Genomic DNA, 23,382 nt, shown 5'->3' with positions numbered 1-23,382 from the left:
AACGGGGACGATCTTTAATTTTTGTTGCGGCATAGAAAAAGCACCTCCTTATATTGATACGTTTATAGTACAGGAGGTGCAGATATTTTTATAGGCGTCGTTTGAATACGGGCTTACTGGCTACCGCACCGAATCAGGTATGGACATGGGATATTACGTGGCTCAAAGGGCCGGTGAAAGGCATATTTTACCGTCTCTATTTGATTATTGATATTTTTAGTAGAAAGATAGTCGGCTGGGAGATTTGGGAGACAGAAGAGGCAAAATATGCAGAAGAATTGATGAAGAGAGCTGTAATTAGCGAGAACATACAAGGGAAACCGCTCGTGCTGCACGCTGATAATGGCAGCCCAATGAAAGCCGCAACTTTTCAAGTATTACTCGAAAAGTTAGGGATACAAAGCTCCTATTCAAGACCACGTGTAAGTAATGATAATCCATATTCGGAAGCGATGTTCCGCACATTAAAATATCGGCCGGAGTATCCGTATAAAGGCTTTCAGACACTGATTTCAGCAAGAGAATGGGGCATGAAATTCGTAAACTGGTATAACTGCGTACATTTACACAGCGGAATTAATTTTGTGACACCAGAACAATGCCATAACGGTATGCATATTGAGATACTTGAAAAGCGGAAAGAAGTATATGAACAAGCGAGACAAAAACATCCAGAGAGATGGTCAAGGTCAACAAGGGACTGGAGTCCCCATCAATCAGTAGCTTTAAATCCAATGAAAGAAAAGAAAGAAGAAACGCAAATCACATAGTTGTTGGCACATAACCTCAAATATTCGTTGTTCCTTACATACAAAATACAATGGATTCTATTTTGTATGTAGGGAACAACAGGGAAATGCTTTCCGCTATAAAGCAAGGGATATGCGACAACTATCTTGACAAACATCGGTTTTGAGAAAGAAGCTTTTCAAGAATGCTTTCCGGCACAGAGAAGGCCGTCCTGTGTTCCGAACGGTTTCTGTGAGATTAAGGCTGTCAATGTAATGAAAGAAAGTTTGTAAAACATGCGTATGTGTATAAGCATTTTGGGTCACCATAATGATAGTACGTCTTCCTTTCTATGTTGGATTGGTGTCTATCATAGGGTGTTAGGAAGCGGACTTTTTTATACATATTTTCTGCATGAAGATGAGTTTTGCGACACTCTCACGTTGATAGAAAGCCTCAAAACCTTCTCTCGACTGCGAGACAGGAAACGCCTTTTGAAGCAAACGACCTCGCACATCTGTCAGACTGGCATAATGCGTTCGTTTGGCAATGTCCATCCCAATCACGAGAGTAGCCTCGGTGACTTGATTGATCTTTAAATTTTGAATAAAATCTATAGGGAGTCCTCCTTGGTTCTAAGTTAGGGGTCAATTCGTCGGGATTTGCCCCCCGCATCATAACGAGAGGGCTCTTTTTGTTCAAGTCCCCGAAAGAACTTCTAACAGGAATGCTCCTTATAGCGATGGTTTCATCATACTAGGAGGTGCTTCTCTTTTATATACGTTGTTTGAATACGGGTTTACTACTTTATCATTTGAAAAGCTAATTCATGAAAAAGAACATACACAAGGTACGGTATCGTCAGGTTTTTGAAGGAATTTTTCAACACCTTCAGTCTCTAATACTTTACGATATTCACGTAAAGTATAGGGTCCACCATCTTTTTTGAGGATAGAGACATTTTTTTCAAAATGCTTTCTAAAGTTCTCTTCCATTTCTTCTTGTTCAGCATAAACATGTGGCCATACAGAATAGAGTAATGCATAATGTTGAAATCCACCTCTTACACATCTTCCACCGCAATTTGCATGAGAAAATCCTTTGACTCCTAGTTCAGGTCTTAGATCCTTTGCTATGGAATACATGCGTGGAAGTTTAATTCCCCATTCATTCTCAATAATTGCTTTAACATCAATATCGGCCCTGAATGTATCAATCATTGGAAATCTTGTTTCAATAGGCTCAATAGGACGATGCTTGTAAAATTCCCTTAAGTTATCAGAACGATGCGTTTCATGTGGACCGATTCCAAAATACAAAATTGGCTCAAGGTTATAAACATCTCGTAACTCTTCTAAAAATATAATTGTTTGATACACCTTTAATTCTTCTGAGCACTTAGCCATTCTAGAATTACCGAGAAAACGATAATCATAAAATACCTCTTCCGGTGTTCTTCCATCTATACGTTCAGTTATTTCCAAACCTATATATTCTGAAACCTCATTCATAAATCGATAATTGTCTTCGTCTTCCCAAAGTGTATTAGTAAAAAATAAAATACAATTTTCTTTACCATGAGCTTGTACCATTTGATAAGCAACATACGCGCTTGCTGCCCCACCACTAAACATAGCTACATGAACCGGTTTTCTATTCACAGTACTCATCACCTATTCTATAAACTCCTCTACTAATTTAACTATTAAGTATTCTATTTCATCTTTTGTGACATTCCGACCTGCATTCTTTAGCATTCTCTCAACGTTCTGATAAATGACATTTGATTTTGTTGAGAGTGGAACCTTACTCACTGTTTTAACTTTACCATTAAAATTCAATTGAATAAAATCTTTTGCTTCTTCATCTAAAAGATAAATTTTATCATAATCAGCTTTTAGTTGATTTTTAAAAAGCTGACACGTGGTATCAGACCAATTTTCTAATTCAATTCCAATAAAATACCTTGCCAACTCTTCTATCCAAAAAGTTGAATCGTTAGTCTTGAGAATACTCTTAACAAAGTTATTTTGTTTTTGTATATGTGATTGTTGTTGCTGTGCCCAAGCAGTTAGCTCATTAAATGAACTAACATTTGTAATTTTCATAACTTCATTTTGCAGTTTCTTTTTAAATACACTAAAATATGTTTCTAAATTTTCTTTTTGCGATAACAGTTGTTCAAAGTTATCTCCATATACCTTGAAGAGTTTATTCAACACCTCTTGAGGATTTATTTCACTTCTTCGAATTACATCACGAAGCCAAATATCTTCGTCATTTAAAGTGTCAGTGATTTGAACAAATCGAGGAAGTCCTCTTAGCCAAGTTAAAAGAGCGCTGTTTAGTCGAATAATAAGTGGCTTATTTTTTAGCAATTCATTTTCAAATTCACCAAAATATTTTTCTAAAATCGTAAAAAAGTCATGATATTGATCATCAAAATTATGAAAAACATATTGGTATTCTTTTGCTTCCTCAAAAATTTTATAAAGCTTTTCGCCATTTATACCTGCTATAAATAGCTCATTACGATAGATCATTATCTGATCCCACTTGTCTCGAAGTAGTGTTACAAAATAGATTGGTAACAACGGCTCTCTAATCCCAAAAGGAGAACGTTTCATGATATCAACGAATTGTTGCAAATTACCCGTTGAATTTTTAGTTAAATGACTTAAAAGTGCCTCACGCAATTGTTTCAAATCAGTAGATTCTATATCATTTAAATTTGTAACATCAAGATTATTATTCTTAAATATTGTTGCGTATATTAAATAATCTGGTCCTTGTCCTGTAATACCTAACTTATCTTCTCCAAGATTATTAATGACATGATCTAATACTACGTACCCGGCTTTACGCTGAACATTATTAATAATTCTCCTATTAAAAGAATCATTACGAACTTCAGGAGTATAAGGAAATATCTCTTCCATTTGTTTACTAATAATATTTTCAAGCATTATTTCACTTCTTATATCAGTTAATTTACCACGCATTATCCATTTAACTTCGGAAGTGTAAGAAGTAAATTTTGATAAAAACTCCTGAATTACAAAATGCAAATCCTCTTTTCGTAAAATAAGTTCTTTCTTTAGGTTCTTATCGCTTTGTAACAACTCTGCATCTGACAGTAACATTTCAATTGCTGAGTATTCGATAACTTGTTCTTCAATCACACTAAAAGGCAGTTTCACAATACAAAATAATAACAATTCATTTTTAATACCTTGTACTTTATGAACCACTTCATCGAATTCTACTTGATCTTCTAATAAAATATAGAATATGATAGCATCCGACGCACTTTCAGATAACATTTGTTCAAAATCTACTGATTCATGCAAAATATCTTTTCCATAGATAAACTTTACCTGTGCATATCGAGTTATACTTTTTTGATCGTTATACTCATTTGCAAAATAATAACGTTTTGATAAACATTTATCTAAAACAGCTAATCGTTTTTGCCTAGAGTTTGCAGTATAAGCAATCTTCTCCTGAATGATTTCTTCAATGCTCACCGAACTACATTCCATCAATTCCCAATAACCAAATTTATGAACATATCTAATAACTTTAGATAAAGATAGCTCTTTTAAGACTTCTATTAATTCATTTTCATTCCAATTCATCGCAAAGCATAGAAATTCTGTATCTAGCTTAACTCTTGATTGAAGTCCGACAAGTTGCCACAAACTGATGAATTGAACAAGCTTTAGTTTCCTGGAATCCACTATTAACTGTTCCTGTTTATTAATTAAGCTTTTGTAAATTCGTAACGCTTCGAACTCCTCTTCTGTTGTGTCTATATCATAAATATTTGGGAAAAAATAAGTAAATAAATCAGATGCTAAATAAAAATCAGCAAATTTTTTCATATGGTTACGTAATCCACCAGTTTCGTCACTTTCTAAAAAAGTAAATAAGGTTCTTTCATTCTGACCAAATCTACTTGATAAAAAAGGCAGTAAATACAAAGTCACTGGATGAACTGGATAAATACTATTTACTATTATTTTTTCAATCTCCTGCTGATTTAACTCAGGAAACAAAGGATACTTTCTTAAATATTCAATCTGCTTTTTCTCAAGATCTTCGTCTGGTTTATTTTCTCCACGCAAATCCTGAATGATATTATCAGCTAATCTAATAAAGGTAGCTTTGTCACTTTCAACATTATAAACCTTAAAACGTTTCTCAATCCGTTGGAATTCATTTTTAAAGTCTTCGTGTAAAAAGCCAAAGTATTGACGTAAATTTCGATGTGTAATCAATAATAAATGAAGGTTTGTACCGTAATGATCTGTTAACTCAGATAAATCTTGAAGGTCTTGCATTGTTTCATGAATTTCATGTGATTCCAATGTTTGCAAAAAACGACCAAATTCATCATACGCAATAAACAAACCTAAATTTTTACTTTTCAATTGATCTAAAACCTGCTTGATTTGTTCAATGAAACCCTCATTATATTCTGCAACAAAACGAGCACCAGATGTCAATTGCGGATATGAGGAAATAAACCAATCTACTGCTGTTTTTTCTTGGTTTAAAATTTCAATTCGCCAAGTTTCAATATCTTTACCAGTCTCATCCTTTAGAAGCCTTTTAAACTTTCGAAAGGTATCTTTATACTTTTCTTCCCATAAACCAACTGTTTCAAGGATTGTTCCGTATTGGCCGGGTAAAATAATCTCAATGTTGTTTTCATTTAAAGTTCGAATAATAGAAGTAAGCAGTGCTTGACGAAATCTTCCCTCATTCCCATTTAATACCACAGGTAAATATTTCCTTTCAAGCTTGTTAACTTGTTGTAATACTTCATAAATATCCTCATGAACTTTATGGAATTTATTCACAAGGGTTTGCAAAGTAAATTTATCTAAATTTTTAGAGATTAAATTACCTACTATAGTGGCAATTAGAGATTTTCCTGTCCCATAGGGCCCCATAATAATATGAGACCTACCATAATTTTGTTCTGGATAAGTAAAACCCTTTAAAAGCCCGAGTAATGAATCCGCATGAGAAGGCGTAGGTAAATAACGGTTAACAAATTCTTCCTTTCCTAAATCAAACTTTATATTTACACTTGTTTTAAAACTCTTCTCTTTTGTAATCATGCTAGTACTTCAACCTTTCTAGTGTATTCTTCCCTTAAAAAGTCTAGCGAGTTTACTTCTGGGATACGAATTAAATCTAGATTATTAGTACGCACAAAACGAATTGGGTACTTTTGATGCGTCACTAGTTCATTTAACGCATTTACGATATTAGCACGGCTCATATTAAAAACTTTGCCCCATAATCCTTTTTCAGATACTAATTCATCTACTGAAACTGTATCAATTTCATTCTTCTGTTTATGATCCAATAGAATATATAGTAACGCTGTTTTTCCAATATTATTAGATGCTAATGCTTTTTTATATACAATACCTTTACGCTCTTCTAATATTGAAAGTTTATTTAATGGGCTTTGAATAACTTCTTCTGGATCTTCAATCCCTTGACCAGAAGTATAAAGTTTAATCAAGCATTCAATATCTCTTTTTAATGAACTCATAGAAATAACTTTCTTTTCGTTTTCTTCTACCCATTCTGAGAATTTCTCCATGATAGCTTCTTTGGTTGCTATTGTCTCATTCATTATATTAAAAAACCAAAACCAAGCTGTACTAGGTTCTCTTTTACTACACATATGATAGTGAATTATAGCTGCTGTATCTTGAAACCTAATGAACCTATCATATTCAAAAATTAGATTTCCGAAGCTAGTAATTAGATGCACCTTCTTTCTCTCTTCATTAAAGGTTTCTTCTACTACACCAGTTGCAATAGCCCAATACCTAAGGGATTTGACCATATTTTTCCCTAATCCCATTTTTTCGAAAGCTTCTTCATCATAAAAAAAACGATTATCTTTCTTAAGTTGTCGTATAGCTTTACTAAGCCATCTATCTCTCAAATAAAAGCTTTGATGTTGACCATAGCCCATAAAAAAACTCCCTTTCTATATCTTAAGCCTTCATATTACTGGAGATAATTCTCCAGCAATGTAAAATAGGCAAAAGAAAGCATCTAGTTTTAACGCTAGATGCGCTTCTTATAGTTTAATTATCTTTTTTGAAATAATTCAGTAACGATCTACGTAAATGCGCGGTCAAAAATGGACTTTTACCACGTTCTATCCTACCATACACCTTGGCTAAAAAGTCACCTTTCCCTGCTAACTTTTCAGCCCCTATTTCATCTAAAATTATTGTTGAAGCTGTTGCATCAGCTGCCCTTAAAGCTAAACGTGCTCCTAAGTTATTCCTTATATTTGTATTAATTATATCTGCCTTTGGATTTTGAGTACAAATTATCAGATGTATACCTGCAGCTCTTGCCTTCTGTCCTAATCGAAGAATATTAATTTCAACCTGCTTTGCAATTTCTTTTTCTTGACTCATAAAATCAGCAAATTCATCAAATACAATAACAATACGAGGCAACTTCTCATTTACAACTTCGTTATATTCTTCTAAATTTGTAACCATCTCTTCTTTAAACCGCGCATAGCGTTTTTCCATTTCATCAACTAATGTATTCAAAGTTTGCACAGCTTCATTAATATCCGTAACTACATTTGCGGTATGCTGACAATTTTCATATATAGAAAATTCAACCTGTTTAGGGTCAATAAATACAAATTGTAATTGCCTAGAATCATATAAGCACATCATACCCAAAATAATTGAATTTAAAGTAACACTCTTACCACTACCAGAGGTTCCTCCTGTCAATAAATGCGGTGAATCTGGAGATGCAAAATCCAAATATAACACTTGATTAAGAGGATCTAATCCTAGTGGCGCAATTAGATTATTATCCTTAATTTTGTCTTGAAGTTGCCCTCTAACGGATTGCATAAATTCATTAAAATAGATCGTATCAGGATTCTCTCTGATTATATCTACATTAATTCCTTCTTTATTTATAAAGACATTTGGCTCGTTATTTAATTCTAACCATAGCTGCATATCTTTTGATTTGTTTGTTACTTTAGACTGAGATACATCTTTAGGTAATTTAAACATAATGCGAATTACACTAGAGCCAACAATCGCCTTTTCAGAAACAATGTGAATACCGTTTTGATTAAAGCCAATTTTCAACATTCTCATTAAATCTTGAACTAATTCATCATGAGAGTCCTTAAAACTCTCTTTGGGAATTTCTATTCCCTTAAATGCAATATTTTCAGGATAGCTTGCTAATGGTTCATCTTCAGACTTAACTTCAATTTTCAATTCATCCTCAGGTTTATCTTCAACTTTTGGTTCATCACCTGTTTGTTCTAGATGAGTAATATAATAATCTAGATTTTTCTCTTCACTTATATGATTCTCTTCTAATTCATCGAAATTAGGTACTACGAGTTCATTAACACCTAGCTTCTGAAGGATGAATGAACGATTAAAGATATAATTTTTTATTCGGTCTTCTAAAGTATCTATAAAAATTCCTTCATCAACCGTTTTAAAATTATATTGAGTTAAGTTATCAGTATAACAATAAACATCAATGTAACCATCAATCTCAACAGCTATATTGTCTAGGGATTCTCGTTGTAATCTTTTAATTAGTTCTACATGTTCAGTAGGATAAGCTCCTCTTTCAATAATATAATCAACAAGCTCATCTCTCCAATATGCAGCATCTAAATGTTTATTTTCAAAATTAAATAATCTGTCGTACAAAGAAAGTCCCGTCTTTAACTGTTTAATCGCATCTATACGCTCCCTATCAAAAATATGATGGTTTACAAATTTTAATTCAATAAGTTCAAACTTTACCTTTAACTTTCCCTCTTGTTCAGTAATTGTGGTTAGTACTATATCCGGTCTCCGTTGATTACTCGCAAACCAAGGAAGTTCATCACACAATGCCCAAATAGAAAGTACATTTTTTTCACTAGTCCTATACCTTGTAGTTAAATAAGTTGCTAGCATTTCATGAGAAAATTTCCCTTTACCTAAGACTTTCAATACAAGAGCACCGCTAATTTCTTTTACAGCTTCTATAGATTGCATTATTTGATCCTTATTTATTTCCCGAGTTTTAAGGATTGACATAAGTTTGCGTCTAAGACGATCATAATAATCTGCATCTTCCATATGTTGCACTAATTTTCTTACGTATCTTGAGGAAGAAACAATTAATTTTAAACTACCTTTCTTACCTGTTTTCGATTTGTATTGAATTATTTGAGCCTTCTGGGTAGCTTTTTGCAAAAGTGTTCGGTCTAAATATCTATCTAGTATCATAACCCAGTTAAAACGATCATGCATAAATTCTAATAGGTCACTATGATAATGCTGATTAATTGTAATTTTATTTTCTAATAAATGTGCCTCATCATTTGGAACTATTGATTTTGCATAGATTGTGTGTTGAATTTTGTAAAACTGCCATAATAAAGATGGCATATTATCGCTAGTAAAACTTATATGCTTAATATTTTCATTTATATTAAGTGGAGCCTTATTGAATGTAAAAAACCAATTATCGGATAAAATTATCTTCTTATTCTGGAATTCATATTTAACTTGCTCATTTTGAGCAAAATAATCTACTAACATAACCATGTCAGCATCTGACATCCGTTTAGATACCTGCAGTTGAATATCTCTGATAGATTTTCCAGAAATTACACTCAACTCAAGCTTTGGAATTTTCTTCCCTGATTCTGGTCTGCTATATTCCTCTTTCTGCTCAATCCATTTATTCAGATCATGATGTAATTTAGCTGCATTTTGACTATGAACAGCTATATTTAATTTTCTTACCTTAGTTTCTTTAAAAATCGCATCTATCACTTTAGATACAACTTCTACACTATCACAATACATTAACATCAAATCAAAACCATCTCTAGCATACGGGTAGACTTCTATATAATTCTTTACTACCCTAACAACTTGACTAGAAACTTCCTCGGATAAATGTGTAGTATCATTTGAAATACTTGTATTTATTAAAAATCTTCCTTCACCAAAGATTTCATTCTCTTCAAGCAAATAATAACCTGAGTCATCTAAAACAAAATATGCCGGGGCTAATTTCTTTGTTTGATGTACAAGGTGAGCGATATACTCTTCTGCTTTTTCAATACTACTAATCTTTTCAGCTTTTTCTTCAATCCATTTTTCAAGATTTTCATGCAGCTTTTTATACCTTTGGATATAGTTTATTAAGCGAATTGGATGTATTACTGTAACTATTCTTTCAATAGGTTGTTTAAAAATTTGTTTATTATCAAAATAATCAATTACTCCCATTAAATTAATAGCTTTATAGACATTTGCTGTAGCAACATATGAATCTTGAGAAACTTCTAAAAACCTTTCTAATAATGCAATTAGCTCTACACTATTAATAGAGAATAACCCCGTCCGAATTGCATGTTGAATTAGTTTGTTGTAATTATTTAAGAAGTCTGTTAACCCGTCAAAATGACTCTGGATATTGTATTGATTGTTGTAAAGATATGCATCTATATCGTTACGGACTTTACTCTCAATATTAATTATTTTTTCTTCTTCTTCATCGATGTTCATTATATATGGAACTAGGCCATTCTTCTCTATCTCTAATAGTACAGCCAATAAATTCAGTCGATGCAACTGATTAATCTTAAATTTCGCTTGAGAAATCTTTTTCCCATTTACATTCATATACAAAGCAAATTGAATTGGATCTTCTAAATCCGCCTCTGGTGATTCATGAATAGTGCTAGAATCAAACGATATTCTTTGAATTACCTGATTAATATTTTGTAAATAAAACCTCAGGATCTTAGCTACATTTCCATGAATTCTATCATTCATTACTTCTAATCGGAAAGACACATCCGTTAATTCTTCTTCGTATTCAGAGAGCATATGAATAAGTGAGCTAGTTAAAGCTTCATACAACTCGTTATACTCTGAAGGATTACGAAGCTTGTCAACTAAACGATTCAATTTTTTATAGACTGGTTTATTTTCATCTAAAATTTCTTCAAACTCCTCTATAAATTCTTGAATCTTTTCAGGATTACTAGCTTTTTGAACCTCTTCTATTCCTTTTAAAAACTCTTCTTTCTTATCTTCACTAATTTTTCCATTAAACTGCTCATATATGTCTTCGAGCTGAGTTTTTAAATTCGTTGTCGTTTTAAAATTAAATACCTTTTCAACAACTTCAAATTCCAACTCATAAAATTCCTTTAATTGGTAATTAAGAAACGCATTGGCTTTATCTATAAAATCGTCAGGTTGGACTTCATGCCACAGCTCATCAGGATAACCAAGTTGCTCTTGCTTTTGCATATATGAATATAATTTTTCTTGTAGCTTAGTAACATCTAAGTCAGAGGTAGCGCTCTGTAAATTAGATAAATAATAATTCTGTTTAAGTCTTTTTATACCTGATTGTTTAAACTCTAATCTACTATCTCTGAACATCCCTAATTCAGGAAGACTCTGCTGAATTTTCGTAACAATAGTTGTCTCATTTGAATCTAAAACGCTATTTAAAAATCCTAATAAAACCTTTAACTGTGGATCAACTATTTTATAAAACATTTTTATTAAAAATGTTTTGAGCGTATCAATCTCAGTTAGAAAAACTTTCTCACTTTTTGTAAGTACCTCAAACAGCGCATCCATTCCTTTGTCAGAAAGAAGATAAGATTCGTCAATTGTAAAAATATTCTCTAAGCTCTGCCCCTCAGGTGTTACCTCATTTATAACTAATACTAAAGCTTCATTTGCGTGAGTATTGTTTCTTAGCCAAGTACTCGTTTCTTGCTCCCGACACTCAAATTCTTTAAAACCTTGTACAGGAGTAATTGTTCGTATGATTGGTTGATAAAACTGTTCATATGAAGATATATTCTCCCGCATGATATTTAAAATACTTTGGAAACTATTTTCATCGAATCCACTTATTTTTATAAACAATTTTTCTGTATGATTAGCATTTTCACTTTTAAAATATCTATGAATAATTTCATTTATCCAGGAAGATAGTAACTGATTTTGATCCATTTACAACAAGACTCCTTCCTTCACCTCATATGGGTTTCTAATCATAGCTGTCGCATCTGAGTATTCAACAAGTAATCCGTTACTTCTTAATTTTTCACGCAACGCTAACTCATTTTTTTGGAAATAAGATATATTTAAACTAGATGTCTCGTACAATTTACTTTCCTTTGCTTGCTTCTCTCCAATAACAATCCCATACCTTGTTAACAAAACATCTAAGAAACTACTAAATTCCATAGCTTCTCCAGGTTTAACGTTCACAAAGACCAAATTTTTTAGTAAGTTATCAGATAGCACGTACCTATATTTTGATCCAGTCTTATAGTTACCTATTCCACCATCTCTTACTAGAACTTTAACTATACTCAATTGATGTCTTTTTAATTGATCAGATATAACCACTTTTACAGCTTTAAACAGATTAGTCATAACGTCTTCATAATTTTCACATTTAATTAAAGTTCGATTAATTGCTGCTTTTGTACTACCATGCAATCTGTTTAATCCCATATATGTAAAAAATTCATTTGAATCATTTTTCCATACAGACAGTTTTTTTTGTACATACTCTTTGCTTTCCATCTGTCTTGAGAATTCTTCTTTAAAAAATTCTTCAAACTTCTCTTTGATTAACAAATCATTTCTTGTAAAAGTCTTTGAAGAAAGTTTTTGTATTTGACTGTTTTGTCCATCTAAGCAATCAAAAAACATTATTGGCTCATCATTTAAACCATTTTTGGCTCTATCGTACATATATCTAAGTAACTGAAAACAAACCAAGCTTGTTAATAAATTAAACATCTCATATACATCTACTTCTAATGTTAAAAGCTGTTCTAACTCTGCACTAAAGTCTTCAAACAATGGATGTTCTTCAACTGGCAATGTTGGTAGTTCATCTTTGTTTCGATCTGAACCATCTGCTTGTAAATAGCCAAAATCATTTGTTTCTTCATCCTTTAATGTCGTCTTAATAGTCTTAATAATTTTTTCAATAGAAACATTTTTAGTTAATAAATCCTGAAATCTATTTTCTATAAAATTTCTTCTATGGAGATTATTTTTCGTACCATATGAAATCATTAGATAATACAGTTCTCCACCACGTGCAAAGAAGTTCCTTTCAATCCCTACCGAAGTTCCTTTAACACGTACCTCAAAAAATAATAGCGATTCATGAAGTGGATACAAAGTTTTAGCGTACCATGAGCGATCGGCTAATTTACCACTATGATTTACAATAGGAACCTCTAAATTCCGAAAAAACTCCCGAATAACCTCTGCTTTTTCTTTTCCTAAATCACCTTGATAATCTCCACCCAAAACCCTGTATAAATTTTCTTTTTTTGTAGGATCAACAATTACTGATTCACGACTTGCGCCTTGCTTAGATCCTTCAAATATGAATTGGCGAAGTTGAATTGCTTTGTTTCTTTTATACTTCGATTCATTAAATCTATAGCTAGTTCCGCTTAATACATTAAGAAATTCTAAGACATATTCAGGTCCACGTTGGCCAGCCATAAATCTATGTCCCCAAATTTTAGATGATAACTTAGATGAAAAATTGGCTGTTGAGTTAGGCGTTTCCATTTTTAGTATTCCTCCTCTGGTAGATCAATACTTGTATATGCAAAAAGGCCTGTTTCTTTATTAATTGTAAACAACTCTAATGCAGAGACTTCTGGTTCACTAAATTGAATTAATTCATTTTTAAAAGTATCTATTAAAATTTCTACATCTTCTTTTAATATATGAAATAAATCTCCACTACTTAGGCGCATTAAGTACTCAAACATAGACAAATTTATGGGAAGTCTAATCTCATCTTCAATTATTAGAGTATATTTCGAAGAGATATAATCTAGGTCTTCTCTATTTTCATCTTGTATTAATTTAATTGAAGATTTATTTTTATTTCTAAACTGAAACTCGTTACTAATTAAGAGGTTCTCATTAGCTGCATATAAGCTATCACTATTTTGTATTAATCTTTTTGTAAAGGCTTTATTCAATCCATTTATAATATCTTTTATTTTTAGCATTCGTCGCTTATCGTTGTTAAACATTTCTTGATAATCAGCAACAAATTGTAATGGAATCATATTCATTCTTTCTTTAAAAATGTCGTTTGGAATCTCAAAGTACAGTTTTCTACGCAACCTTTTAATCCAAAACTCAATTAATTCATCATTATTCTCTACACTATAATCACGATAATGCTTAAGTTGTTGCCTCAAATAGCCAAATTGCATGTCTAAACCATTTCCAAATAAGTCAGAGTGTAATAGTTCCAACTCCTCAAATCCACAAATATCACCATTGATTATAAAATCATCGATTACTGAAATCGAGTTGTCTCCTGGATCTAACTCTCTAAAAATGCGCATCGCTCGCATTTCAGAAAATGCTACACTTGGACTATTATGTCCATAAAAATTTTGATAGTATACTCGTTGGCCTTGCTCCTTTAATTCTTGAACTTTAGCATTGTGAATGTCTTTACACGTATAACCACCCGTAAGTAAGTAACTTATATGAATTAACATTTCACGAATTGTTATATGAGTGTCTAAAAAATCTACCAGCCGATACTGTTCAACTAACCTTTCACGTACGATTTGTTGAGACGTCTTGTTGTGATTTAAATAAATAATACATCTATTATTAAGAGAACACTGCTGACAAACTTTCCAGTTTTCCTCATCGTTCCATCCCTCAAGCACTTTCTCTAAATATGTAGACGAGGTTACATCTAGTAAATTGTGTATACTAAATATGGAATCATTATTCTTATGACTTTTAAACCTCTCTCTTACCTCGTTTCTTAAATAAGATAAATCCTCTCTTTGTGACAAAAATTTTGTCAGTTTCCCTTCGTTAGCAGCAATTAAATAATAAACACCCTCATTATGATTGAACTGAATACATTTTTGTAATTGTAATAACTCTCGTTCTATGATTTCATCTGTAAGTTCAGATAAATCTTTTACGATTCTTAAACGCCCTGATGGTAGAGTAATCTCTACAATTCCAGAAGCTGGCCATTTTTCTAATATTTCATTGCTACAATTATCATGAACAGTTCTACATAATCTAGTTTTTCCATCTCCCGCGTTACCAGTTAAAATAATACTTCTAGGTTGATTAGAAAAAATATTAACTAGATATTTTTCAATCTTTGTTTCAACCTTTAATTCATATTTAAACCCTTCATCACTATGTGTATATTCATCATAAATTTTTGAGTGATTAGGGGATAAAATATTGAATTGATCAAGATAATTAACAAAAGGATTTTCTTGAATCATTCTCATTCACCTTTCTTTCATTAAATCTTTAATTAATTTCTTTTCTATATTTATTAAGTATTATATAACAAACGACAAATAAACCGCTTATACAATTAGGTTCTACTTAGCCGAAAGGGATAATTCGATAAACTCCTCTTAAAATAGTTACATATTTTTAATTGAATCAATTTCATAATTGTTTCTTTTCTAAAGTCAGGCTGACAGAATTTCAATCAGCCGTTTTTTAAATGCTAGGCAGTCTGATTCATCTATGTCATTTGCCGACTGATGCAATCAACTGCGAGTTTTCAGGCATTGTAAACAAGCGTCACAAGGTCAAAATGGACCTTTGCATGCTTTCCGGTTCGATATCGTACATTTTTCAATTGAAAGAATTCTTTTAAGTGGGCATCTACTCGTTCCACAGCGGTTCTCTGGCTGTAGAGTTTTGTTCACACCTCTGACTCTCGCCGTGACGCACTATATTTCCGGATATCTGTTTTCATTTTGATCTTATAGACCTTTTGACAAAGAGAATTGTGGGCGAGCGGACAGGTTTTACATTCGTTTGGTTGTGTGTACTTCAGGGTTTGATATTTCTCGTCAAAGTTGTCGTGCCAATAGGAGTGCTCTCGTACACAAGTGGGAGCGAAATACTCATCAAACCCAATAAGCAATGAAGGCTTTGACTTTCATACGATGAAGTTGTTTGTAAATCGCTTTATAAGCGTAACCTGCATCCATTACGCCGTATTGAATGGTCAACGAAGAAAGTCGTTCTTGGATGCCTTTGAGTAAAGGAATCGAGACTTTTCCGTCATTTAAACTAGCAGAAGACATGAGAGATTGAAGAATGTATTGGCTCTTTGTCCCGACAGATATATGGGCTTTGAACCCAAACCAAAATGTATTTTTTCCTTCACTATTCTTTGTTAATACCTCAGTTTGGTTGTGTGAGTATAGTTGTGCGTAATGTTTTCAAATCAACATCAAGTTAATCAATTATCTTTTTCTCATAGATGGATTTGTGCTCGTCTTGTTCTTCTTTTTCTTTCTGAACAGTTTCCTGTTCCGCCTTTGGTTTGCGCCCGCGTTTCTTCGTCTCTGTTTTTGGCTTCTCCTCTTGCGGAGTGGTCTTCAACGCGACTCAAAATGTGTCGAGTTGAAGGAGACTGCATCATCCATGATAAACTCTTCTTGAATCGCTTAAAGAAGTAAAGTTTCTTGCACATTTTCTAGTGCATGGGACTCACTTAGCGCCTGGATGAATCGAGAGAAAGAGACTTCAGAGGGAATCCGATCGGAAAACAGAAATCCACACTCCAAGTGAAACATAAGATCCTAGCGCAATCGTTTCACAAGACCTTTAATTGTAGGAATTCGCTCCACGATTCGAGCGACAAGCGCATAAATCATTGCTGGGTAATTCAGTTCAGTCGGTGCTCCGTACACCGTTTCTTTTGGATACGGCAAATAACAGCAGTTCATTTGAAGCGTGGAAAAAATCACTTCAAACCGCCTTGTTGAGTCTAAATCGTATAAATCTTGCATGTTAAACAGGCTTTCTTGTCGTATAATAGACATACTCTTTTCTTGTGTTTAGTTTGTGTCGCAACTACCATTACACAAGAATTTAGAGAGATACTCCTTTTTTGCGCTCTCAAAAACCTTGCGTGCAAGAGTTAGTAATTATGAAATTGATTCATTTGATAAAAATAGTAGCTTTAAAAAAATAATTTGAGAGTGTTTCAAAGCTCATATTCATGTAATAAATACGGATAAAAAATCGAACCTCCTAACATCACATTCTATGATACCCCTAACCTAACATAGAGAGGAAGACTATCATTATATAGAACATAATATAGTTTAATTACTCTTTTCAAAAATAATTACTTTAATATGTACTAAATACAAAAAATACAATACTTTTACATTTTACACCACAAGTAAAAAAAAAATCTACTATATGTTTCATATCAAATTAAGCAATTTTATACAAATTATATACCAGAAATTATAAATCGAGCGTGTCGCAAAACTACAATAAATATCCAATATTATGCATAAGTAAGACGAGCTGAACATGAAAATGATACCGATTATACCCGAACATACGGGGACCTTCTAGCCCTTTATCTGTTAAAGTATGAAACAAGCGTTCAATCTGATTTCGTAGATTGAAAATGGTTGCCCCCATCGCTGTTTGTAAGAAATCTGACATCACACGGCCGTATCCATCTTTTCTCACACCATTTCGTTTGTTGATCGCCGTTAGCATCTGAATCCTTAATGAGTCAGCTGTTTCTCGAATTTCGCGACTGTCATAGGCAGCATCGCCAAGTACACAGGCAACTTCTAGACCAAGATTTTCAGAAGTACGAAGCAACGCTGGGATAATGGCACTGTCATGACGGTTTGCCGGAACAAAAGCATACGTGAGTGCAACCCCTTCGACGGATGTATACAAATGAAGCTTGTAGCCTTTGAACATATGAAGACGGGTAGACTTTCCATAAGCAGCTTGTGAATCATAGAGACTACTTCTCAGAGCTGTACTGTCAATTACGGCTAGCATGCCGTGCTGAAGTCCTAAGCGATGAAGCGTTTCCGTATGAATCTCCTCGTATCCTTCTTCCCGAAACCAAGCTGCCACTCGGGCAAACGTGGCAAGATGAGGAAGAGTGGGAAAGCCGCAGAGATGTTGGAAATAAGGAAATTCTCGCAGATAGCGGACCAGTTTTCGCAACAAATCCAATCGGAAGTATGTTTTGAGAAAGAAGCTTTTCAAGAATGCTTTCCGGCACAGAGAAGGCCGTCCTGTTGTTCCGAACGGTTTCTGTGAGAGTAAGGCTGTCAATGTAATGAAAGAAAATTTGTAAAACATGCGTATGTGTATGAGCATTTTGGGTCACCATAATGATAGTCCGTCTTCTTTTCTATGTTGGATTGGTGTCTATCATAGGATGTTAGGAAGCGGACTTTTTTATGTACATTTTCTGCATGAAGATGAGTTTTGCGACACGCTCAAACCATTAGTTCCCTACTCTTCATCTTAAAATGCTATATAAGTAAGATAATTGTATAGGAGAACATAAAAATAACAAATGAACTAAACTTTTTTAATTACACTATGTTGGTAGCTCCCTGAAATAAAGGCATGCAAACTTTACACAGCGTATTATGTCTTTTAAGCTGAGTCTAACATGTTATGCGGCATTATTTACGTCACAAAAAAATTATATAACTCATATATGAATGATGGACGACCATGATAAGGAGATGAATGAAGAATATCCTGGCGTACCGTCTGCATTACTACTTCTTCCACCGTGGGATTAACTTATATTAAAAACGTTACAACAAAAAAGGAAGCTGATGCTGTCATCAACTTCCTTTTCCATAACATACACATCAAGGATTCTCCAATCCATTTATAAACCCCTTAAAGCTATCAGCTATTTTATACGTATTTTCTTCTTCACTAGACTGCGGAAAATAAAAAGAGTGATCCCAATCATATACACCATGGTTTTCAGTATCTGTTATAAGCACAATGAATCCTGAACCCGGATCATCTCCTATGATTAAGCTGTTTGGCAACAAATCTTCTTTAAACTCCTCATAGTAAGTAGCCAAATCAAAAGTTCTTTTGACACCTATATCTAAAGGGATTTCTTGATTCAAATCACTAACAAAAAAACTTACTACATCTAACGAAGTCCCCCATTACATTTTCGCAAAAATCCCATGTAATCCTCTGGAAGATTACAACCTAAAAGCTGTTCTAATTCCTCAATCGATTCATCTGTCGGAGTACCAACAGCATTTATATTCATAGATAAAATTATTTTATCATAATTTTCCGAATAAAAATTAAGGCGATGTTCTATTAAAGGGACAGTTATATGGAACAAGTTCAGTTCCTATTTTGAATCATTACTATTACATAGTAAAAAGGAATATTTATGAGTTTATTATTAGGGAAAGTTTCGTGAACTAAAGAGTATATTAACTAAAATCAAATATGGAGAAAGCGACTGGCAAGAGGAGACAGATCTAAAAACCATTGGACAGCTCTTCTATTTGTGCTCCGATGAATTCGAAGATATCCGTTTTGTAGAAGCCCTGCTTCTGCTCATGGATCTTCTGTGCGAAACATTGCCGGAAGAACTTCTGCTTACGGATAAACAGCTCCAATTTTTGGACGCCTTTTTTGAACAAATTCATTACTATCTCAACAAAATGCTTTTAGTTTGGCGCTTTTTTAGGGTGTGGAAGCTGAGTTAATAAAAAACTTTGTTTAGCATGAACACACTGTTATGTCAGCGCAAAATTATGTACTCGTGATGTAAGTAATATCGTAACAGCCTATATTTTTAAAATGGTTCCTGGCAACATCTAGAAGGGTTTCGTCTTTACATAAGAAAAACAAATAGTCATTGTCTACGAGATTCAGTATTAATTCACAAGACATTTGTGGAAAGTCAAAAATGTCCTTTAGGTAAAAGTTCTCTATCTCATTCTTATCTACATGTTTCGGAAAACCGCGCAAACTGATTGAGATTGCATAATATTTCTTACCTGTCAACTCTAACTCTATTTCTTTACCACTATATACACTGCTTCTATCACCAAATAAACCATCAGTTCCGACAAAACCGTCATCCTTAATGATATATATTTCGTGATTCGTAACTTGCCACATATATGTTTCAATGTCAACAAATTCTAGCAATTGTAAAATTGAGACCATGGTATTTTCATCACCAGGAGCTCTGAACCTAACGCCAATATGTTCCAAACCCTATCATCCCCTCAAAACAATTTTTAAAAGATAATTATAGCTCTACTCTAAAACGTGTTCTTAATTCCCAATGCCGCGCCCATTCTTCATTGCATTCAACTAAAATGCGCTACTTGTACCCCTGTGGGTTACGCGTGAAATAGTGCCTGCACTGAAGTGCCTTAATTCTTTTGTTTTAGCATTTGTCATAGACACCCCATCATCCCCCCCAAAAAACGAGGAAACCGGGCAATTTTGCGTAAAATCTTCGTTCTGGAGGTAATATTTCGTTAAGTTAATCGCTACACAATAGAATTCCTACTTATCTGAAATTAATAAATCTTGAACCTTATGTTTCTTCTTTGGAAGTAAAATTTCAGTCTCTTTATTTAAGGTTTCTAGATCAAAAATTCCCATAATACCTCCAAACTTCTCAGTCAATTCATACTGTTGTAATATGTATAACTTATTATCCCTAAATGTTGCAGTCATATACGGAAAATGTAATTCTGTATGTTTAACCCAAGAGAAATTTTTATCCATAATCAGGATATAAGAGTTTCCTCTTTTATCAACATAGGTTAAGTATAAATTATTATTTCGTACATACAGTTTATGGGGGTAGCCTGATAGTAAAGGATACTCTACTGTAGATACTTTCCAATCATCTAGATCTACTATTGTTAGTTTTTCTTCTGAACTTAAAACGATTTTTTCTCCAAATTTAGTTATGTCACCGACACTCGGAGGGATGTCAACTGTCTTAACTATTATACCGGTGGCCCTTTCTATAATATGTAAATTATATTTCCCTTCTTCGTTTGTAAGCACTGAGTTCACGACATAGATATACTTATCATAATAGGTAGCAGTTGAAAGATAGCTAGGAAACTCAAGTTTATATTGCTTGCGTTGTTGTAAATCATTGATTTCAAGGTAATTTAATTTTACATCATAAGAGTATAAAGCTTATCATGACTCTATACTCTTTATTAATCCTCTATGCAGTTATCTAATTGATTTTAATACCTAATAGTTTGACTATCAGCTTCTAAATTAGCTGGTGTAACCACGAATCCACCATTTCCGTCTAAATCATATCCTTGTCTGCTCCAAGCCTGCCATACTAGTTGAGAACAATAAAATTTAGTCGTTGTATTTGTAGTTGCAGCAAGTGAGTATGGATCACCAACTTGCTCAGTTGCATAGGCTGCAGCATTTTTATATTCCTGGTCTGTTGCCCCTTTAACATAAAATTTTCTTGCATCTGAAAACCTTTTTCCAAAGTTGTTTTGATAGTTTCTAACTTTATTGTCGTTACCGGTCCAAGCTTCAACAATGTAGTTGTTATCATACCTTACTATTGCAGCATGGCCATGATTCCAACCGAAATGCGCAGGGAGATATGTAACTAGAATATCTCCAACAGTTCCCATTTTTCCTACAGTAGCAGCAGTGTTCAAGGAAAAGCTAATAGCATTGTCTCTTGGTGGTGGATACTGGGGGTCTCTTTCTTTCATCATTAAGGAATATTTTTCGGGAGCAATTTGCTGAGCAATCTGATCGGCCTCGGTAAGTTCCTCTTGGTTGATAGTATCATCTTGTATAGCTGTTTCAGTATCTATTGTTGCATGTTGATACTCTGCTTGAACTTCTGGAGAAGATAAATTAAGCTCATCAGAATTTTCTCCTTCTGCAAGTGCATTTGTTGGTACGATACATGCTGCGGATAAAGCTAACAATAAGGCGTATTTACCAATTCTATTTTTCCTCATTCTCCAACATACCTTCTTACATCTTCATATATCAATTTCAAACAAATTTTACTATAGTAATCAAAACTTCACAATTAATTTTATGAAAATTTAGATACTTTAAATAAATATATTCACAAGATGCGACTTTTAGTGTAATATTACACTTAGGAATATTACGATTCATAATTGAAAGTACAAGTAAAGTAGAAACGGGTGATAAATTATGATAAGAAATAATATTACGGCACTTTTTATCCATGCTTTTACTGGAATTCTTTTTTGGTTTTTATCAGGTGTTATAACGGATTTGATGATTAATTGGGGAATTTTTCATGAATATATCACGAATGGAGTATTCTTACTTGTTTCTATAATAGGGCTTCTTTGTTATCATGTCTTAGGCAAGCTTTTTCTTGCTACTCAATTAAATAATTGGAAGAGTTTGTTATCTGTTTCTTGTGTTTCAATTATTGGATTATTAATTTGGATATACTGTGCGTTCTTTACAGATGGGGGATGGGCATGGTTATTTTATGGAATCTATAATGCAACATTTTATCATTTAATGAGTTTTGTCCCTTCTGGAAGTGCATGGGGAATTATTTGGATTTCTTTGCTTCCAAGTTTTATCTTATGGTTAGGAATGAAAAAGAATAAAAAACGAAATAATGGGTCTCCCAGATGGAAATATAAAACGACAGTATAAAAGCAGCTCAATGAGTACTCATTGAGCTGCTTTTACGTTTTTTGAATTTTCAATAATTTATATATAGAAACATTTCTAGTACATAAAAACGTCGGCTTATATGTTAAAAAGTACTTTTAGAATAAATATAAGATTTTTAAAATCTATCCTGTTATAATCAAAAGAACGAGTGTACCCAAAATCATATAAAATAAAAAACGACCTCCGAATGAGGTCGTTAAATAGATTTTTTGCGTAATATTTGCTGGAGCTTCTTTCGCTGTTTTTTGTGATACTGATCTTGATCCATTTTTTCACTATTAAGCTTCCCAATTACAAATCGAACATCTTTGTCCTTCATAATGAAACTTTTGAATTTATCATCCTTAAGATAACTTTGAAACCACTGATATTTCTTTAAGAAATGAATATTCTTTTCTATTTCTTCTTCGGTTACATCCTTTGTAAATGGAAACAACCATGTCAAAATGGAACTGAATACATCCCAAATAACATCAAATAAAACGCCCATCCCTGCACCTCCGCACCCAGATTATTTTAAAATGAAAAATATTTCCTTTTAACTATATCAAACATTCAACTATTCAAAAATCCTTTGTTTGAAAGTTTCCTGTATAAATTGTTTCATAGCGCTATGAAACTTTAGTTAGACTCCTTTCCTTTGTCTAAATTAGATTTACATCCTACATATATTATGGAGAACATGCTTCATGAAGAGTTGGAATTTCGTCCAATTAACCCGCTTGCAGACAGAGATACGATTATCCGGTTTAGAAAGGATTCGTATCTCATTAGTTTTGGCAGTATAGATCGTTTTCATCACATTTCTGTAAGGTCTCAATTGTGTCATGCAAGGGAGGAATGTCATATGCACCAATTAGTTCTGCTTCAACTGTATAAACAAGAATTTGAATATGTTGTATTTTTTCTGCCTGTTTACTGTCACTTATGTCTATTTCTTTTATCAAATTAGTCCCTCTTTCTTAAAAGATATGTTAACCACGGGACTACTCGTTGACTAATTGGG

General features: G+C 33.2%; 13 protein-coding genes and 4 pseudogenes. 2 read left to right on the top strand and 15 right to left on the bottom strand.

Features of this window, described 5'->3' with window-relative positions:
• Positions 1 to 101 precede the first annotated feature (101 nt).
• Complete coding sequence (locus EEJ45_RS12855) at positions 102 to 770, top strand: DDE-type integrase/transposase/recombinase (protein ID WP_124565212.1); 669 nt, start codon at positions 102 to 104, stop codon at positions 768 to 770.
• A gap of 402 nt (positions 771 to 1,172) precedes the next feature.
• Here the strand turns inward: EEJ45_RS12855 and EEJ45_RS18745 are convergent.
• The 13 genes and pseudogenes from EEJ45_RS18745 to EEJ45_RS12790 form a co-directional block, all read right to left on the bottom strand.
• Positions 1,173 to 1,346 (bottom strand): annotated as a pseudogene (locus EEJ45_RS18745) (IS110 family RNA-guided transposase); the annotation flags it as partial.
• Between the two features lie 210 nt (positions 1,347 to 1,556).
• Positions 1,557 to 2,399, bottom strand: coding sequence for a hypothetical protein (locus tag EEJ45_RS12845; protein ID WP_380017832.1), 843 nt, complete (start codon positions 2,397 to 2,399; stop codon positions 1,557 to 1,559).
• Between the two features lie 3 nt (positions 2,400 to 2,402).
• A complete protein-coding gene (locus tag EEJ45_RS12840) occupies positions 2,403 to 5,858 on the bottom strand; it encodes a hypothetical protein (protein ID WP_124565210.1) in 3,456 nt (1,151 codons plus the stop codon).
• Positions 5,855 to 6,733 carry a DUF4007 family protein gene (locus EEJ45_RS12835; protein WP_124565209.1) on the bottom strand — a complete coding sequence of 293 codons (879 nt, stop codon included), beginning with the start codon at positions 6,731 to 6,733 and terminating at the stop codon, positions 5,855 to 5,857. The genes EEJ45_RS12840 and EEJ45_RS12835 overlap by 4 nt, the downstream gene beginning before the upstream one ends.
• A 115-nt stretch (positions 6,734 to 6,848) precedes the next feature.
• Entirely contained in the window at positions 6,849 to 11,813 is a 4,965-nt protein-coding gene (locus EEJ45_RS12830) for an FtsK/SpoIIIE domain-containing protein (RefSeq protein ID WP_124565208.1), read from the bottom strand.
• Positions 11,814 to 13,406, bottom strand: a complete 1,593-nt coding sequence (locus EEJ45_RS12825) for a hypothetical protein (RefSeq protein ID WP_124565207.1) — start codon at positions 13,404 to 13,406, stop codon at positions 11,814 to 11,816.
• Positions 13,407 to 13,408: 2 nt separating this feature from the next.
• Positions 13,409 to 15,124: a hypothetical protein gene (locus EEJ45_RS12820; RefSeq protein ID WP_245999898.1), complete on the bottom strand. Its 1,716-nt coding sequence runs from the start codon at positions 15,122 to 15,124 to the stop codon at positions 13,409 to 13,411.
• A 290-nt stretch (positions 15,125 to 15,414) separates the two neighbouring features.
• Positions 15,415 to 16,690, bottom strand: a pseudogene (locus EEJ45_RS12815) (transposase).
• 457 nt (positions 16,691 to 17,147) lie between these two features.
• Positions 17,148 to 18,024, bottom strand: a pseudogene (locus EEJ45_RS12810) (transposase).
• A 496-nt stretch (positions 18,025 to 18,520) separates the two neighbouring features.
• Positions 18,521 to 18,945, bottom strand: a pseudogene (locus EEJ45_RS19085) (SMI1/KNR4 family protein).
• 497 nt (positions 18,946 to 19,442) lie between these two features.
• On the bottom strand, positions 19,443 to 19,910 hold the full coding sequence (locus EEJ45_RS12800; RefSeq protein ID WP_124565206.1) for a DUF2691 family protein: 468 nt from the start codon (positions 19,908 to 19,910) through the stop codon (positions 19,443 to 19,445).
• Between the two features lie 300 nt (positions 19,911 to 20,210).
• The gene (locus EEJ45_RS12795) at positions 20,211 to 20,723 is read right to left on the bottom strand and encodes a hypothetical protein (protein WP_124565205.1); all 513 of its coding nucleotides are present in this window, start codon (positions 20,721 to 20,723) and stop codon (positions 20,211 to 20,213) included.
• 191 nt (positions 20,724 to 20,914) lie between these two features.
• A complete protein-coding gene (locus tag EEJ45_RS12790; RefSeq protein ID WP_124565204.1) occupies positions 20,915 to 21,667 on the bottom strand; it encodes a YiiX/YebB-like N1pC/P60 family cysteine hydrolase in 753 nt (250 codons plus the stop codon).
• Positions 21,668 to 21,872: 205 nt separating this feature from the next.
• On the opposite strand from EEJ45_RS12790, the gene EEJ45_RS12785 reads away from it, so the two are divergent.
• Positions 21,873 to 22,355, top strand: a complete 483-nt coding sequence (locus tag EEJ45_RS12785) for a hypothetical protein (RefSeq protein WP_124565203.1) — start codon at positions 21,873 to 21,875, stop codon at positions 22,353 to 22,355.
• A gap of 217 nt (positions 22,356 to 22,572) precedes the next feature.
• Here the strand turns inward: EEJ45_RS12785 and EEJ45_RS12780 are convergent, their stop codons facing one another.
• Together EEJ45_RS12780 and EEJ45_RS18490 are read right to left on the bottom strand one after the other, a co-directional pair.
• The gene (locus EEJ45_RS12780) at positions 22,573 to 22,866 is read right to left on the bottom strand and encodes a hypothetical protein (RefSeq protein ID WP_124565202.1); all 294 of its coding nucleotides are present in this window, start codon (positions 22,864 to 22,866) and stop codon (positions 22,573 to 22,575) included.
• Positions 22,867 to 23,146: 280 nt separating this feature from the next.
• A complete protein-coding gene (locus EEJ45_RS18490; protein ID WP_164464282.1) occupies positions 23,147 to 23,323 on the bottom strand; it encodes a hypothetical protein in 177 nt (58 codons plus the stop codon).
• Between the last annotated feature and the right edge of the window lie 59 nt (positions 23,324 to 23,382).

Origin of the sequence: Ectobacillus antri, from assembly GCF_003852715.1 — a bacterium.
GTDB lineage: Bacteria > Bacillota > Bacilli > Bacillales > Bacillaceae_G > Ectobacillus > Ectobacillus antri.
This window is presented reverse-complemented; position numbering and strand designations above follow the sequence as displayed.